This window comes from Spiroplasma endosymbiont of Colias croceus, from assembly GCF_964020095.1.
GTDB lineage: Bacteria > Bacillota_I > Bacilli_A > Mycoplasmatales > VBWQ01 > Spiroplasma_E.
In genome coordinates this window covers 1,974,732-1,991,029 of sequence record NZ_OZ026536.1, presented here as the reverse complement: position 1 = coordinate 1,991,029, position 16,298 = coordinate 1,974,732, and the positions used below count along the sequence as shown (strand labels likewise).

20 protein-coding genes are annotated in these 16,298 nt (G+C 21.6%); 16 read left to right on the top strand and 4 right to left on the bottom strand.

All coding sequences use genetic code 4. From position 1 onward, the window contains the following. Position 1 precedes the first annotated feature (1 nt). The 11 genes from AACL24_RS12420 to AACL24_RS12370 all read left to right on the top strand — a co-directional run bounded on the left by AACL24_RS12420 (position 2) and on the right by AACL24_RS12370 (position 8,021). The gene (locus AACL24_RS12420) at positions 2–997 is read left to right on the top strand and encodes a hypothetical protein (RefSeq protein ID WP_339047070.1); all 996 of its coding nucleotides are present in this window, start codon (positions 2–4) and stop codon (positions 995–997) included. Beyond that, positions 979–1,808, top strand: a protein-coding gene (locus tag AACL24_RS12415) for an IS5 family transposase (RefSeq protein WP_339046819.1) whose coding sequence is annotated in 2 segments (ribosomal slippage) — positions 979–1,375 and positions 1,375–1,808 — 831 coding nt in all. Because the reading frame shifts where the segments join, the coding sequence is not laid out codon by codon here. The genes AACL24_RS12420 and AACL24_RS12415 overlap by 19 nt, the downstream gene beginning before the upstream one ends. 264 nt (positions 1,809–2,072) lie before the next feature. Beyond that, positions 2,073–2,423, top strand: a complete 351-nt coding sequence (locus AACL24_RS12410; protein WP_339047068.1) for a hypothetical protein — start codon at positions 2,073–2,075, stop codon at positions 2,421–2,423. A 2-nt stretch (positions 2,424–2,425) separates the two neighbouring features. Continuing rightward, complete coding sequence (locus tag AACL24_RS12405) at positions 2,426–2,710, top strand: hypothetical protein (protein ID WP_339047066.1); 285 nt, start codon at positions 2,426–2,428, stop codon at positions 2,708–2,710. Further along, a complete protein-coding gene (locus tag AACL24_RS12400) occupies positions 2,679–3,434 on the top strand; it encodes a hypothetical protein (protein ID WP_339047063.1) in 756 nt (251 codons plus the stop codon). Before AACL24_RS12405 ends, AACL24_RS12400 begins: the two co-directional genes overlap by 32 nt. Continuing rightward, the gene (locus tag AACL24_RS12395) at positions 3,434–4,345 is read left to right on the top strand and encodes a hypothetical protein (protein WP_339047061.1); all 912 of its coding nucleotides are present in this window, start codon (positions 3,434–3,436) and stop codon (positions 4,343–4,345) included. Before AACL24_RS12400 ends, AACL24_RS12395 begins: the two co-directional genes overlap by 1 nt. Beyond that, positions 4,346–4,819: a hypothetical protein gene (locus tag AACL24_RS12390; protein ID WP_339047059.1), complete on the top strand. Its 474-nt coding sequence runs from the start codon at positions 4,346–4,348 to the stop codon at positions 4,817–4,819. A 100-nt stretch (positions 4,820–4,919) separates the two neighbouring features. Beyond that, a complete protein-coding gene (locus AACL24_RS12385) occupies positions 4,920–5,342 on the top strand; it encodes a transposase family protein (protein ID WP_339046952.1) in 423 nt (140 codons plus the stop codon). Between the two features lie 23 nt (positions 5,343–5,365). Beyond that, on the top strand, positions 5,366–5,773 hold the full coding sequence (locus tag AACL24_RS12380) for a transposase family protein (RefSeq protein ID WP_339045908.1): 408 nt from the start codon (positions 5,366–5,368) through the stop codon (positions 5,771–5,773). A 255-nt stretch (positions 5,774–6,028) separates the two neighbouring features. Further along, complete coding sequence (locus tag AACL24_RS12375; RefSeq protein ID WP_339047057.1) at positions 6,029–6,379, top strand: hypothetical protein; 351 nt, start codon at positions 6,029–6,031, stop codon at positions 6,377–6,379. 43 nt (positions 6,380–6,422) lie between these two features. Beyond that, a complete protein-coding gene (locus AACL24_RS12370) occupies positions 6,423–8,021 on the top strand; it encodes a hypothetical protein (RefSeq protein WP_339047055.1) in 1,599 nt (532 codons plus the stop codon). Between the two features lie 173 nt (positions 8,022–8,194). Here AACL24_RS12370 and AACL24_RS12365 read toward each other — a convergent pair whose 3' ends face one another. Both AACL24_RS12365 and AACL24_RS12360 read right to left on the bottom strand, forming a co-directional pair. After that, positions 8,195–8,602, bottom strand: a complete 408-nt coding sequence (locus AACL24_RS12365; RefSeq protein WP_339045908.1) for a transposase family protein — start codon at positions 8,600–8,602, stop codon at positions 8,195–8,197. 23 nt (positions 8,603–8,625) lie between these two features. Next, a complete protein-coding gene (locus AACL24_RS12360) occupies positions 8,626–9,048 on the bottom strand; it encodes a transposase family protein (RefSeq protein WP_339045912.1) in 423 nt (140 codons plus the stop codon). 330 nt (positions 9,049–9,378) lie between these two features. Here AACL24_RS12360 and AACL24_RS12355 point away from each other — a divergent pair, with 330 nt between their 5' ends. From AACL24_RS12355 to AACL24_RS12335, 5 genes are all read left to right on the top strand, one after another. Further along, positions 9,379–10,899, top strand: a complete 1,521-nt coding sequence (locus tag AACL24_RS12355; RefSeq protein ID WP_339047053.1) for a hypothetical protein — start codon at positions 9,379–9,381, stop codon at positions 10,897–10,899. Between the two features lies 1 nt (position 10,900). After that, a complete protein-coding gene (locus AACL24_RS12350; RefSeq protein WP_339047051.1) occupies positions 10,901–11,524 on the top strand; it encodes a phage portal protein in 624 nt (207 codons plus the stop codon). A gap of 324 nt (positions 11,525–11,848) precedes the next feature. Next, positions 11,849–12,286 (top strand): hypothetical protein, encoded by a 438-nt coding sequence (locus AACL24_RS12345; protein WP_339047049.1) that lies wholly within the window; start codon positions 11,849–11,851, stop codon positions 12,284–12,286. Next, complete coding sequence (locus AACL24_RS12340) at positions 12,198–15,158, top strand: hypothetical protein (RefSeq protein WP_339047047.1); 2,961 nt, start codon at positions 12,198–12,200, stop codon at positions 15,156–15,158. The genes AACL24_RS12345 and AACL24_RS12340 overlap by 89 nt, the downstream gene beginning before the upstream one ends. 39 nt (positions 15,159–15,197) lie before the next feature. Continuing rightward, positions 15,198–15,425 (top strand): hypothetical protein, encoded by a 228-nt coding sequence (locus AACL24_RS12335; RefSeq protein WP_339047045.1) that lies wholly within the window; start codon positions 15,198–15,200, stop codon positions 15,423–15,425. A 383-nt stretch (positions 15,426–15,808) separates the two neighbouring features. On the opposite strand, the gene AACL24_RS12330 is transcribed toward AACL24_RS12335, so the two are convergent. Then, the gene (locus AACL24_RS12330) at positions 15,809–16,015 is read right to left on the bottom strand and encodes a hypothetical protein (RefSeq protein ID WP_339047043.1); all 207 of its coding nucleotides are present in this window, start codon (positions 16,013–16,015) and stop codon (positions 15,809–15,811) included. A gap of 3 nt (positions 16,016–16,018) precedes the next feature. Then, positions 16,019–16,297: a hypothetical protein gene (locus AACL24_RS12325; RefSeq protein WP_339047041.1), complete on the bottom strand. Its 279-nt coding sequence runs from the start codon at positions 16,295–16,297 to the stop codon at positions 16,019–16,021. Position 16,298 lies beyond the last annotated feature (1 nt).

The following is a 16,298-nucleotide window of genomic DNA, read 5'->3' as shown; positions in this document are numbered from 1 at the left end:
TATGGCTATTCCACAAGTTCCAACTGGTTTAATTACTGGTGGTAATAATGGAAATAAAGCAATGTTAACTGCTATGGAAGCACAAGTAAAAGGTATACTTTATAATGATGAAAGTATGATGTTTTTAAAAGCAAGTGCAGTTGCAGAACAAATAAGTGAAATACCTGGAGCAGTAGAAGCATATTATCGTATTGCTGAACGTTTACGTTGAGGTTCAAAATATGATGTTGAAGTTGGAACAAATAAACAATGAACAACATTAAGAACAACTAGTGTTATTTTAGACCAAATATTAGTTATTGATTGAAGAACTGAAGATTTTGATATGAATAGATTTATGTCAAGTCCAATTGCATTAAAAGCAAATATGTTATCAATATGAGCAGAAAGTGCATTAAGAAATTATTTATTTATACAAGAATGTATTTTTTTACAAGGTATTAAAGATTATTGTATTGCTAAATCACAAGTAATTCCTATTAATATGTTAGAAATGACAGAAGATACAGCAAAATCAGCATTTTATCAAATTGGTGATAAAATGAATGAATTATTAGGAAATATAACTGAAACTGAAATTGGTACAAATGTAAGTGATTTTATTGGTGCATTAGGATTTACTCCAATGTTACAATTAACAAAAGCATATTTAAGATTAAATTATGGTCAAATTGCAGCAGATACTGTAGCAAGTGGTCAATTATATAAACAATCAGTATTTGGTATGTTTTTATATAAACATATGTTTTTAAATAAAGATATGGTTAAAGATACTAAAACTGGTTTACATTTAGAAAAAACATTTGATTTAAAAAAAGTATTAGGAGTTTTTGTACATAGAAATGCATTTGCACAACCTAATAGTTTTCAAAAAATTGTTAATTTAATTGATAATAATACATTAGACTTCTTGCAAAACCTATCTATTAAAAATTTAATTTTTAAAATAAAATTAAAAATAAAAAAGATAGGTAATCTATGATGTTTGATAAATTAAAAACTATTAACAATCCAGAATTATTAAGATTAACTGGTATAAATGATATTATTTTTAATAAAATTCTAAAAATTTTAAAGACAGAAGAAGTAAAAAAGTTTAAAAATGGTGGTACACCTAATAAATTATCATTAGAAAATCGTTTATTAATGACTTTAGAATATTGAAGAGAGTATCGAACTTATTTTCATATTGCTAAAAGTTATGGAATTAGTGAAAGTAGTTGCTATAGGAATATCAAGTGAATAGAAAATACTTTAATAAAACATCCTGATTTTCAACAACTTGATGGGCAAAAATCACTGTTAAATAATAATTTTAAAGATAAAACAGTTATCATTGATGTGACTGAAAGTACTATTCAACGCCCAAAAAAAGTCAAAAACAATATTATTCAGGAAAAAAGAAAAAACATACAATAAAAACTCAAGTCATAATTGAAAAAGATAGTAAAAAAATTATAAGTTCTTATTTTTCTTATGGTAAAAATCATGATTTTAAAATTTTAAAAAATTCAAAAACGAAATTTTTATCAGAAACAACTATTTTAGTAGATTTAGGATATCAAGGTATACAAAACATACATAAAAATGTCTTATTACCTAAACGAAAATCAAAGAAAAACCCTTTAACTAAAGAAGAAAAGAAAAATAATAAGGCTATTTCAAAAATGAGAGTTGTTATTGAACATGTTTTTGCGATTCTTAAAAAATTTAAAATTATTAGTGAAAAATATCGAAATAGAAGAAAAAAATTTGCATTAAGATTTAATTTAATAGCTTCAATTTATAATTTACAATTATTAATTTAAATATATTTGATAATTTAATATTTTATTTTTTTATTTGAAATAATAATTTTTGTTGTATTTTAATGACAAAAAATAAAACATATTTTGAACAATAATTTTTAAAAAATATTAAAAGTGTTATTAAAATAAATTTTTAAACTTAAAAAATGTGATTAATATCATAGTTTTGCAAGAAGTCTATTAAATCAAAAAACATTAGGTAAAGCACTTTATGGTATAACAACAGCAATTCGTGGTTGATTATCATTTATTATTATGGAAAAAATGCCAACAGCTGATGAAATTAAAGAAGCTCAAAAACGTTGTTGAACTAATTGAATTAAATTAACTCCAGCAGAAAGAGAAAAATCACCAGTAACATTTAAAATTGCTGATTTTGATGATTTTAGAATTAGTTTAAATGATTTAATTTATTTTAAAAATTTAGGAAAAATAACTATGGCTGGTGATACACCAACTAATGATGAATTAGAAAATGCAATCATAAATGCTGGTAATGTTGGTTATGAAAAAAGTAAAGCAACATTTAGTAATATTACATCAACAAGTGCTACTATGACTGGTAATGATAAAGATTATATTGAAGAAATTGAATTAAAATTCTCTAAAAAATAATTATGGAATATATTTATAAATATTTTAATGAAAAAGCACATATTACTATTTATTCACCAAAGCCAGCAGATTTAACTACAAGTAATGATATTAGAGCAATTTTATTAGATGAATATCCTAAATTAAGAAATGATTATTTTATAGTAAGTGATGTACATGATAGTTATGCAATATGTGTTGGAGATAATATACATTGTGAAGGTAAAGTAATAATTAAAATAGAAAAACAAACTAATGTAGAAGGAGTTAATGAAAATGCCAATTTCTGACAATATACAATCAAATAATTATACTTTATTAAAGATAATTCGTTCTTCAATTAGTCCATTATTAGCAATGATTGGTACAAGTGCTTATTATGGTCAAGTAATTGCAAATCCAGTATTAGGTTCAATTAATAGTTTATTATTTGGTAAAAAATTAGGTTTAGATATTTGAAATTTAAATCAAAGACCAAACACTAAAACTAAATTAATTAATAGTTCTAAAAAAATATTATTAGGTTTAGGAACAATTGGTTTATCAAATTATGCTAAATTTACTACTAATTCAATTAATCCAAATCCTAATCCATTTCCAGATGATTTATTGTTTAGTAATTCTACTACTGATAATCATTTAATGGATTGAGATACGTATATTAGTTTAAATGCTTATGGTATTTCAAATCTTATTAATGGAATTACAGAATTAATTCCTAATAGATTTGAAACTATACGTAAAATAGCGAATATGGGTACTGGTGGATGTTTGATTAGTAGTGGTGTAGCTATGGGTATTAATAATGATTTTAATAATGCTTATGCAATACCTACCATAATTGCTGGTGCAAGTGAAATAATTCATAATTTATTACCTATGGAAACTATAAATCATATTGAAGAAATGCAAGAAACACCATTTAATAATGAAACTGCAAATCTTATTAATGATAGTATAAGTCAATATGGTGCTATTAGTGAAATTAGTGAATCAAATTTAAGATGAGATTATAGTCATATGAGTTTATAATGTTACCTTTAATTATTGAATGAATATATTATGCATTAGCAAGTAATGATATTAAATTAGCATTAATAAATGCTTTAAAAACTTATTATAAAAATCAATCATTAAAAGCAGTATTTGATAGTGAAAATATTAGTGAAAAAGAAATACATCAACCATATAGTGTTTTTAATCCAAATATACTTAAAAAATTAACAAGTATATTAAAACCAAGTGAATTATCTATATTAAAAAATGAAATTAATAAATTTAAAAATCCAATAAATAGTTTTAAAAATTCTATTATACCAACAGAAATTAGAACTGTTAAAAATTATGTAAATAAATTTAATAATTTATTTAAAGAAAATGAAGAAGAAATACCAGAAAATGCATGAGAAGTATTATCAAGTTCATGATTTAAAAAAGGAAGATTTATTGTTGATAATAAAAATTTAAAAATTGGAACTTTAACAACATTATTTCAAAGTGATAATGATAAAAGACAAATATGATATGGTCCATATACTTATCCAACATTTCCACAAGAAATATGAATATTAATGACACAAGCTAAAGGTAAAAATGGTTCTGGTGCTGGAACAATATTTTGAAAATTTTGAAATAGAAAATGATTACCAAGTCAATTAAGAAAATATGTTAAAAGTGAATTAGCTAAAAAAGGTAAGTATTACGGGTCTCAAGATACAAATGTAATTTATCCTAATAATATTAATGTACAAAAAACTATGCATTTTATTAATAGATTAGAAAAAGGTTTTTTTAAATTAAAAGAATATAAAACTTTATCTAAAAATGAAATTGGAAGTACACAATGAAGATATGAAAGAAAACAATTATTAAAAAATTCTTTACATACAAGAAAATATATAAAAATTAAACAAAATTCTAATTTTTATAAAACATGAAAGTAGGTGGTAATTATTATTGAATTAGATAAACCAATTAAACCAATTGGTATATGAAATACTATTAATCCATTAAGTAAAGATAATAAAGAATATAAAAGATTAAATAAGATTTGATTTAATAAAAATAGTACTCATATTGATAAAATTAAAATTTTAATATCAAATATTTTAAAAATAACTAGTCATAGTCTTGGTATGTTTATAACATTATTTTTTACAATAACACCTTGATTAATACCTAAAATACCAATATCAATGGGAATAGGTAATTATACTAATCAATATAATTTTACTTGACCTGACCATTTAATATTAACGTTATTTCCTATGTTTGGTCATATTGGATTAAATTTAGTAACTAAATTAGGTAATTATGGAAAATTAATTAAATATGCATTGATAACAATACCAATTATTATTACAAGTCCTTATTTAATATATCAATATAAAAATATTAGAAAACATAAAAAAGAATAGACATATTCCGTAATTAAATTTTTTAAAAGTCAATTAATAATTTTAAAATTTATTTTATAATTTTGTTATTAACAATAAATTTAGAAAAGTGTTGATAAAAATGATTTTTGAAAATTTAAAAAAATTAAAAAATGAAGAATTTTATAGATATTTTGGTATAAAACGTTTTCATTTTAATGAAATGTTAGAAAAATTAATTGAAATAGAAAAATTAGAAAAAAATAAAGGTCGAAAAAATAAACTTTCAGTAGAAGAAAGATTAATGATGACTTTATTATACTGAAAAGAATATTATACTTTTTTTCAAATGAGTATTAAATCTAAAATGAGCCCATCAAGTTGTTTTCGAAATATTACTTGAGTAAAAAATAAACTTAGTAACCACAAAGATTACCAATTTTTAAAAGAAAGATATAAATTAAAAATTGATAAAAAACAAGAAAATTCAAATGAATTTCAATTTTATTTAATTGATTCAACTGAGATTGAAATTGAAAGACCAACTAAAAAAAACTACAGTTAGAATATTTTTCTGGTAAAAGTTGAATGTATTCTATAAAATTTCAAATTGTATATGATTTTTTTAATAAAAAAATTGTTGATATTTTTGCTGATAATGGTAAAGTGCATGATTTTCAAATATTAAAAAATTCAAATCTTGAATTTTCAGAAAAAACAATAATTATTGGTGATTTAGGATATCAAGGTATACAAAATATTTATAAAAATACAATAATACCAATTAAAAGAACTAAAAATAAAAAATTAACTAAACAAGAAAGAAAATACAATAAGATTGTATCTAAAATTAGAATTAAAGTTGAACATGTCTTTGCTTGATTGAAAAGATTCAAAATTTTAGTAAATAAATGTAGAAAATCTAAATTTAGACTTATGTACTTAAGATTTAACTTACTTTGTGAAATTTTTAATAAAATAAAACCATTAAAATAAAAAAAATATTAAAAATATTTTTTTAAAATTTAAATTTTTATCGAGTTAATATAAAAATATTATTAACAATTTTTTGTTTAAAATGTAAACTCATTTTTTAAACTATTTTTTCAAAAAATATTTATTTCTATATTCAATAACACTAAATAGTTTTAAAACAATTTTATTGACAATTAATTAAATTTAATTACGGAATATGTCCAATGTCATTTATGTAAACAACATTCAAATAAAATACAATTGGAGGAATAAAAAATGAATTTTTCAATAGAATTAATATCAGCAGTAATAGGAGGAGCAGTAGCTAGTGGAATATGTATTGCATTAGGATTTCTATTATTTGGTAAATCAATTATAAAATCAAAAAAAAGTAAATTAGCAAAAGAATTAAAGCAAGAAAAATTAATTAATTATATTACAAATAATATTAAACAAATAAATTCTCAATTACAATTAGAAACTACATCAGTTGCTAAATCTTTAGATAGTTTTAATAATAATGAAGAAAAAGAAGAATTAATTGAAAACCATATTATTAGTAAAAGAGCTTCTAGTAAAGAATTAACTGAAAAAGATAAGAAAAAAGTAACTAAAGCTAAATTTTAAAGTGTTTAAATACCCTTTATTTTACATTAAGGAGTAAATTATTATGGCTATTAAAGACCCATTGATGTTTATTACAATTGAAGAATTTAAAAATTGAAAAGGATTTAATAAATCATTATTTGATGAAGTTACAACACCAGATAGTGAAATTAGATATGCAATAGAAATTGCAAGTAGTAATATTGATTTTTTAAGTGGTTTTACTATTTCAAAAAAATGACCAGAAATAAATCCTACTAAATTTACAGATAATATTCAAACTGCAACTACTCATTATGTTAATTTTTTATTAGGTAAAGGTGTTGAATATGCACGTGGTCAAGCAAGTATTGGTCAAGGTGGTATTACTTATTCACAAAATAATCCAGAAGACCCTTATTATATTGTTCCACAAGTATTTAATTATTTAAAAGAAATAAATGAATATCCAATTATGCAAGGTTTTAATCTTAATGTTTCACCTAAACAAAATTGATTTAAAAAATTTATGGGTAATGGTGGTGAACAAAATCCATGAGAAATTTATTTACAAACTATTAATTTAAAATCATCAGACCCTAGAACTAAAATTAATATTACTCATCAAAAAAATATTATGGGTTCAGTAGTTGATATTGATACTAGGGGTATTAAATCATTTGATAATTTAACAACACTTGAATTATTTACAAAATATTTTAGTAATGATACTATGAAATTAGTTGATGGTAAAGAAGGTCAAGAAAAGAAAGTTATTAGTACAACTGGTAGTGGTGATGAATCATTATGAGAAGTTGATAAAGATAATCCTAATTTTATAAAGCCAAAAGATGATAAAGGTATTGATGTTAATGGTAGAAGACTTATTGATGTTGGAACACCTACTTTTGAAACTGACGCTACAACTAAAGAATATGTTGATAAAAAGCAAGATAAATTAATTGCTGGTGAAAATATTAAGATTGATGAAAAAACTAATACTATTAGTGCTACTGGTGGTAAAGTAGATTTATCTGATTATTATAAAAAAGAAGAAGTAGATAAAAAATTAGAAGATACAAAAGCACAATTTCCGATTGCATTTCAAATAAATGCTATTGGTCAAGAAATTCCTAATTTAGAAACTACTAATAAAACTGTTGTTGATGCTATTAATGAAATAAATAAAAAAGAAAGTAAAGATAAATGAGTTGCTGTTGGTAAAAGTCTTAATAATCGTACATGAACAGATTTTAAAATTCAAATTAATAAAACTTATAAAGTTATTATTACATGAGAAACTGAATTAGTAGGTTATCCAATAATGATTTTATTTAAAACTGCTAAAGCATTTAATACTGCAAAACATACTATTATTAATGGAAAAATTGGTAATGAAGAAGCTACATTAGATATAACAATTAATTCAAAAACATCAATTTTACAAATTAATGGTGGAGATATTAATTATGGAGCAATTCTTAGTTTAGAAATTAAAGAAAATGAATGAGATGTTGATTTAAGAGATAATGATTCACCAAATCCAAGAACTAATGAATGAAAAGAAGTAGGAGAAGTTATAACAGATAAAAATAATAATAATCAAAATTATATAAAATATATATTTAAAGATAAAACACATTATAGAATATATAGGACATATTCCGTAATTAAATTTAATTAATTGTCAATAAAATTGTTTTAAAACTATTTAGTGTTATTGAATATAGAAATAAATATTTTTTGAAAAAATAGTTTAAAAAATGAGTTTACATTTTAAACAAAAAATTGTTAATAATATTTTTATATTAACTCGATAAAAATTTAAATTTTAAAAAAATATTTTTAATATTTTTTTTATTTTAATGGTTTTATTTTATTAAAAATTTCACAAAGTAAGTTAAATCTTAAGTACATAAGTCTAAATTTAGATTTTCTACATTTATTTACTAAAATTTTGAATCTTTTCAATCAAGCAAAGACATGTTCAACTTTAATTCTAATTTTAGATACAATCTTATTGTATTTTCTTTCTTGTTTAGTTAATTTTTTATTTTTAGTTCTTTTAATTGGTATTATTGTATTTTTATAAATATTTTGTATACCTTGATATCCTAAATCACCAATAATTATTGTTTTTTCTGAAAATTCAAGATTTGAATTTTTTAATATTTGAAAATCATGCACTTTACCATTATCAGCAAAAATATCAACAATTTTTTTATTAAAAAAATCATATACAATTTGAAATTTTATAGAATACATTCAACTTTTACCAGAAAAATATTCTAACTGTAGTTTTTTTTAGTTGGTCTTTCAATTTCAATCTCAGTTGAATCAATTAAATAAAATTGAAATTCATTTGAATTTTCTTGTTTTTTATCAATTTTTAATTTATATCTTTCTTTTAAAAATTGGTAATCTTTGTGGTTACTAAGTTTATTTTCTACTCAAGTAATATTTCGAAAACAACTTGATGGGCTCATTTTAGATTTAATACTCATTTGAAAAAAAGTATAATATTCTTTTCAGTATAATAAAGTCATCATTAATCTTTCTTCTACTGAAAGTTTATTTTTTCGACCTTTATTTTTTTCTAATTTTTCTATTTCAATTAATTTTTCTAACATTTCATTAAAATGAAAACGTTTTATACCAAAATATCTATAAAATTCTTCATTTTTTAATTTTTTTAAATTTTCAAAAATCATTTTTATCAACACTTTTCTAAATTTATTGTTAATAACAAAATTATAAAATAAATTTTAAAATTATTAATTGACTTTTAAAAAATTTAATTACGGAATATGTCTATATAAGTTATGGTGATTATACAACTAAAAAAAATAATAAAAATTATAGTTGACAAATAATTAATTTTTATTATCAATTAGATACAAGCGTTGTAAAAAGTAGTTTATGAATAGCAAATAATAACAATAACCAACAAACTGAAATTAATATTTATAACAATAGAATAATGTGGGGTATGGGTAGAGATTATATTTTTAAAAAATTAGAAGAATTACAGGAATAAAATTATGAATAAAGAATTTACTTATTTAAATGAAATTAGTTATTGATTATTAAATAAAAGTGATTTTACTCATAGTGAATATAATTTAAGTGGAAGTAGATATTCAAGTAAAACATATAGTATTGCAGAAGAATTAGCAATATTAATAGCAATTTCAATTAAAGTTAATAAATCAATTGCTATATATTGTTTTAGAAAATTAAATAAAGATATTAATGAATTAACTAAAGAAATTGATGAAGCTTTAATTAATATTGGTTTTGATTATAAAGAATATAATTTAAAATATCCAAATAAACAAGCAGATTTTCGTTTTAAAGGTAGTAAATCATTTATTAGAGTTATGGGTGTATATAGTAATAGTAATGATAGAATACCTTTAAAAGGTCTTTCTCGTAGTGAAATAAAAGGTTTTGATTTAGCAATTGAATGATGTGAAGAAGCAAATGAATTTAGTCAAGCAGAATTTCAAGCAATTACATTTGCATTAGGTAATGCTAAAAAAACTATTAAAATAAGAAGTTGTAATCCAGATAATATTTATCAATATTTTATTACTTATATGAATGAACGTGTACCTTTTAATTTAGAAATTATGAAATGTAATAATGAACAAATAAAATCAATAGAAGAAAATCAAATGTTTAAATTATTTCATTATTCAAATTGAAAAGTAAATTCTCATAATTTAAAACAAGATAAGATTAATAATCTTGAAGAATTAAAAATATTAGACCCTATAAAAGCACAAAGTTGATATTATGGAGTTCCTAGTGTTTTACAAGGGGCTATATTTGCAAGATATTTAGATAAAGTAAATACTGAATTAGATTTTCAAGTTTCTAAAATAACTGGTGGTTTAGATATAGGTATGGCAACAAGTAGTAGTGGTCATCCAACTGCAGCTTCATTATGATTTATTGGTGAAAATCATAATGGAAGAAGAGCACATAAAGTAAGTGAATTTTATCATAGTAATGCTAATATTAATGGTCAACCAGCAATGTATTTTAAAAATACTTATGAATTAGCAAATAGTATTATTGATTATTATTTAATTGAAGCACAAAAATATTTTGCTATGTTTAAAGGTTTTATTTGTTATGTTGATTATGGTAATGGTGGTCAAGCATTTATTGATGTTTTAAATGTAGAAAAAAATAAAAGAAATATGAATTGATTAAATTTTGAACCAGTAGATAAATCAGTAATGTATTTAAAAGATAGAATTGATTTTACTACTACTGGATTAATTAAAAATATATTAAGTTATGATTGAAATAATTGCCCAGAAACTAAAAGACAATATAGTTTAATTCAATGATTATCTAAATCTAAAATAGAAAATTCAAATAATGAACCTAAAATGTTAGATTTATATGATGATACTTGAGATAGTGATTGTTATGCATTAATGAATGATATGAAATGATTAATTGAACAAATAAATAATGAATTATTAATTAATAAAACTAAATTTGAATTTGGTAAACAATATAGTTTTATTAATAATAAGGAGTGATAATATGAATTATAGTCCAACAGAATATTTTAGTATACATGAAGATAATTGAGAATTAGATATACCTAGAATTATTGCAAATAAAAGTACAATGTTATGATTAGGTAAAGGTTTATTATTTAAAAGTGAAGATAAAGATTTATTAAATTTTTTAAATAAATTAAAAGATAAAGATAAATGAAATGAAAAATTATATCAATTTGGTATTCAAAATTCATTATTAGGTAAATGTTTTTTAATATGAATGTTAACTAAAAATGGTGAATTAAGTTTAACTTTACCAAGTCCAAGTTTTATGTCACGTGTTGCTAAATTTAATGAACAAGAACAATCAGCAGAATTATTTTTTATGAATGAACAAAGTGATAATGGTAGTTTAACATGAGTAACAATAGAAAATTCAAAAGTAAAAGTTGAAATATTTAATGGTAATAGAGAAATTTTATTAGGTAGTACAAAATCAAAAATTAAACCAGAAAGTCAATTAAAAGAAAAATATGAATTAAAAAATCCATTTGGTTATTTACCAATTGTAGAAATTACAAATTTACCACAAATTCATTTTTATGGTAATAGTACACAAATGAATGCATATCCAGATTGTGCACCAGTATGAAATTTAATATAAGATTTACAACATATTATTAAACAAAAAAGAAAAGAAAGAATATTAAATTTAACTAGATTTTATGGAATTATTGATAATGAAAAATTTAAAGCTTTAAATTTAAGTGATGATTTTCAATCAATTATTAAAGATGCATTTTTAAATATTACTACTGCAAATTATGTAAAAGGTGGTAATGGTGGAGTTGATATTGTACAAGGTAATCCAAAATTTGGTGAATATTGACTTGATTATAATGGTACAGCAAAACAAATATTTAATGGTGCTGGTTATGATTATGATGAATTTAATGGTATTAATTATGAAAATAAAACTAAAACATTAATGAATAATAAATTTGATATGCAAACAACAGAAGTTAAAATAACACATTATACAACTTATTTATATAGAATGTTTGATATGTTAGTAACTTCTTCTAAAGATGAAAATGGAAAAGTATATTGAAATGGTAAAGGTGAAAGACCTTATAGTTTTGAATTTATACCAATTGCTATGGTTGACCAATTAGTACAAGATGAATTAATTAATAGTAGATTAAATAATGGTACATTATCAGTAATTGAAGCAATTAGTTTATATGAAAATATTGATACATTAATGGCAAAACAAAAATTGGAACATATTATTGAAGAAAGTAAATTTTTAAATAAACATTTAGGAGATAATACAAATGATAATAAGCAACGCAATGAAAATTCAATTAATGAAACAAGCACATCTAGCATTAAAGCAAACTCAACAATTAATAAAGAGATGTAGTTATTGAAAAATATTTCCATTTGTTATTAATAATGGAGCAATTCCTTTAACTGAAACTGGTTATAAACCAATTAATAGTAAAATAAGTGATTTTGGTCAATATGAATTAATATTAACTGGTACTACTCCAGTTGTATGTATTTGAAAAAATAGTACAAAAATATATCAAAAAAATAAAGGTAAAATTGACCCTATAACTCATAAACCTAGTGGTCAAGATGAATTTTATACAAAACAATATAAAATTGGTGATTATTGAAATGCTTATTTAATTGATGATACAAGTGGTGTTGATTTTAGTAATTTACCAAATAATCAAATATTTAAAACAGTACAAACTAAAAGACAATATACTTTAGTAATGTTTGAAGAACATATTACAATTGATGATTATTTACAATTTTTTTGTGTATTTAATGATGAAAATGAAAATATTGGTGGTAATAGTGGTAAAAATCAAGATAGACAATTATTATATATTTCAAATGTAACAAATTATTATAGTCCTTATAATGGTGCATTTAGTATGCAAGTATTAACTTTTAGTAGTTTAAATGATAGAGTAGTTTCTACTGGTCAAAATACACTTGATTTTGTACAATATGCAAGCCCAGGTAGTGGTTATGCTTTCCCTACTATTCAACAAGGAAAAGTAACTTTAAATCGTACTTTAATGCGTGATATAGGAGTAAGATATAGTCATAGACAATCATATGGATTAGAATTATTAACAAGTTGTTATTATTATGGAAGACCAATAATTCAAGGTCAAGAACCAATACAACAAAATAATGAAGAAATATTTGAAAGTAAAGTATTTGCTTCAAGAAGATTATTTATTGCTGGTAATAATGAAAAATCTACAACTGATATTAAAAATAATGGTGGTTTACTTGCTGGAATAAATGATAAAATAACTACAAGTAGTCATCCAGAAACAACATTTTATAATATTATGGACGCAAAACCTACTGGATTTACTAATTTTAAAAATTTTACAGAATGATTAAAAACTTCATTAAATTTTCAAGATAATTTATTTGTAACAAAAGATTTTAAAGGTATGTTATCTTTTGATAAAGATAAAGCAAGATTAAGTAATGGTACATCAGTAGGAGAAGCAAAATTCTTTTGAGATAGTGAATGAAATATAAATAATTTAACTGGTAATTATAATGTTGATATGAGTAGTAATTTTAAATATAAAGACCCAGAATCTGGATTAATTATAGGAAGTCCAACTGTTGATTATTCAAAAATATCACAAAAATATATGTCAGCAATATTAAATTTTAATAGTGTAGTATTTTCACCATTAATACAAATGCCTTATGATAGTCAACAATGATTACCATTTGCATTAAGTGATATTCCTTTAATTGGTAAATTATTAAATGCTTTAACATTAGGTATATGAAGTAGTTGAGTTATTACTCAAAATGCTCAACAATATAAAAAAATGTTATATTTTAATGGTTTTATGAGTGCATTTTTTACAAGTAATTTAGAAAGTATTATTGGTAATGGTGGTTTAATTCCTTTAAATGCATTTACAAATGATAATGATTTTACTATTGGTAAATTATTAGGTGCAAATGTTTCAACAACTGCTATGACAATGAAATTAAGTGATAGAGTTAGTGTTTATCCATGAGACCCTACTACTGGTAAGAAATTAAGTGTAAAAGAACAAATAAGTACAGTTGATTTATCACAAAAGAAAAATAATAAAGTTTATATTTTAGCAGAAGATACTGAGTTTTTAGATATTGCTTCACCATTAACTAATGAAGATACTGAATGTCAATGAAATCCAACAAGTAATGGAGTTATTGATGGTTCAAATTATGCTTATATTATTGATACAATTGTAACTCAATCATTACATCAAGGTGAAGAAAGACATACATTTTATAGTGATAATCCTTTTACTTATCAAGGTGATTATAATGAAATATCAGTTGCACAGTTTAGATATAATAATATGGGTTATTTAACTGGTAATGCTTTTAATTGAACAACTTTATATAAATTAAATCATGATGAATATGAAGAAAGTGAAGAAACAACATTTTCATATCCTGCAAAAATATTGCCACCAAGTCCTCAAAATATAGCAAAACAAATTATAATTATTCCAGAAAATCCAACTGTAGAAGTTAATATACCAAAAACAGTTATATTTGCTCATACACAAGATAAATTAATATGAGACTATAATTCATGAGTAGAAAATGTAGTTCCTAAAATCAAACCATTAGAAATTAATATTAATTTTAAAGATTATTTAGACCCTACATTATTAATCAAAACTTTTAATGATTTAAAAAGATATTATAAAAGTGTAGATGTATATTTACATTATGAATATGAAACAGATGAATTTATTAATCATCAGTCAGATGGTTGTTCTACAATGGAAATTTTTAAACCATCTAAAATTCAAAATTTTATTTTTTCAAGAAATTTAAAAGAATTGTCAATATACAATAAACCACTAAATTTAAAATATTATGAAGACAATAATATAACATATCATGGATTATATGCTGGATATTATGGAAATGGTAAAATAGGAATAGAAATTGACAGAAATGAATATAATTTATATAAAATTCAAAATACTTACATGCAAACTAAAATTGAAGATAATATTGCTACACAAAGTATTGAAAATCAAAAAGATACACTATTAGGTTTTTGTGATTTATCTGATAAAGAATTTAAGTGAAAAATACAATTATTACCTAATATTATGCAATTAGAACTTGGAATTTTTAGTGAAAAATCAGTTTCAGGTTTAATACAATACATAAGATATTATAAATACTATAAATTAAATATATCAAAAATTGTTTTTAACCCAAGATAATTATGTTAGAATTAAAATAAAAAAGTAAGGAATAATTTTATGATATTTTTAGTAAGTATAACTCCAATTTTAGGAATTAAATTAGCAATATTAAGAGCTCTTTTTTTAGTGTTTACTTTAATACCTGGTGTATTATTATTTTGTCATTCTGTAAATGAAAATAAAAAAATAAATTTTAAAGAAAAAAAAACCATTATTGGTACTATATTTTTAATATTATCACTCTTATCTTTTATAGAAGTAATTGTTTTTACAACAATTATTTAGTAAATTTCCCTCACAATCTTAAATAATGTATAATTAAATAACTTACTTATGTAAGTATATGAAATAAAAAGTTCTCAAATTTATATTAGTTCTAAATAATTAGGTTGGCACCTAATTAAAAAGTTACCTTAATTGGTAACTTTTTTTATATTTTTATAAATAAAAAAAAAGAAGACATGAAATTCATCATATATCACCGCTCTACAAAATAAAATTAAAAATTTATTTCTACGGCTATCTTCTTTAAAAATTAGGAAAATATTTCATTATTTATTACATTAGAGTTAATTACGCTCACCGAATTCTTAACTTACGATTTAATGTACGGAAACCTATTTTTATAAATTAATTATATCATATTTTCTATATTAAATATACATAATTTAATTATTATCTCATTCAATATTTTTATAATCATTTAATAATTCAATATAATTATCAATATCATCTCTTACAAAATCAAATTTCTCTTCATCATATATATCTTCATGTTCATGTTTTAAAACTAAATTAGCTTTACCAACATAATGTAATTTAATATCTACTTCTTTATCTACTTTTCATTTAATTAAAAATTCACGTTTAGTCATTATTTACTCCTTATTATAATTTAATCTTTCTTCTTTTGTTTTTGGAAAATGATTATATGAACACATTTCTTGATTATCTAATTTAATAAATACTCTAATTTCATTTGGATATTGTTTATATGATAATACTTTTCAATCAGCTAATTCATAACCTAATAAAGTACGGTCATCATCTAATTCACTACTGCCACCATTTCATGAAAAATATATTTCTTTATTTTTTGTATATATTTTAAAAACATTATATTTATCACTATATTTTAAAAAGTCTCATAAATTCATT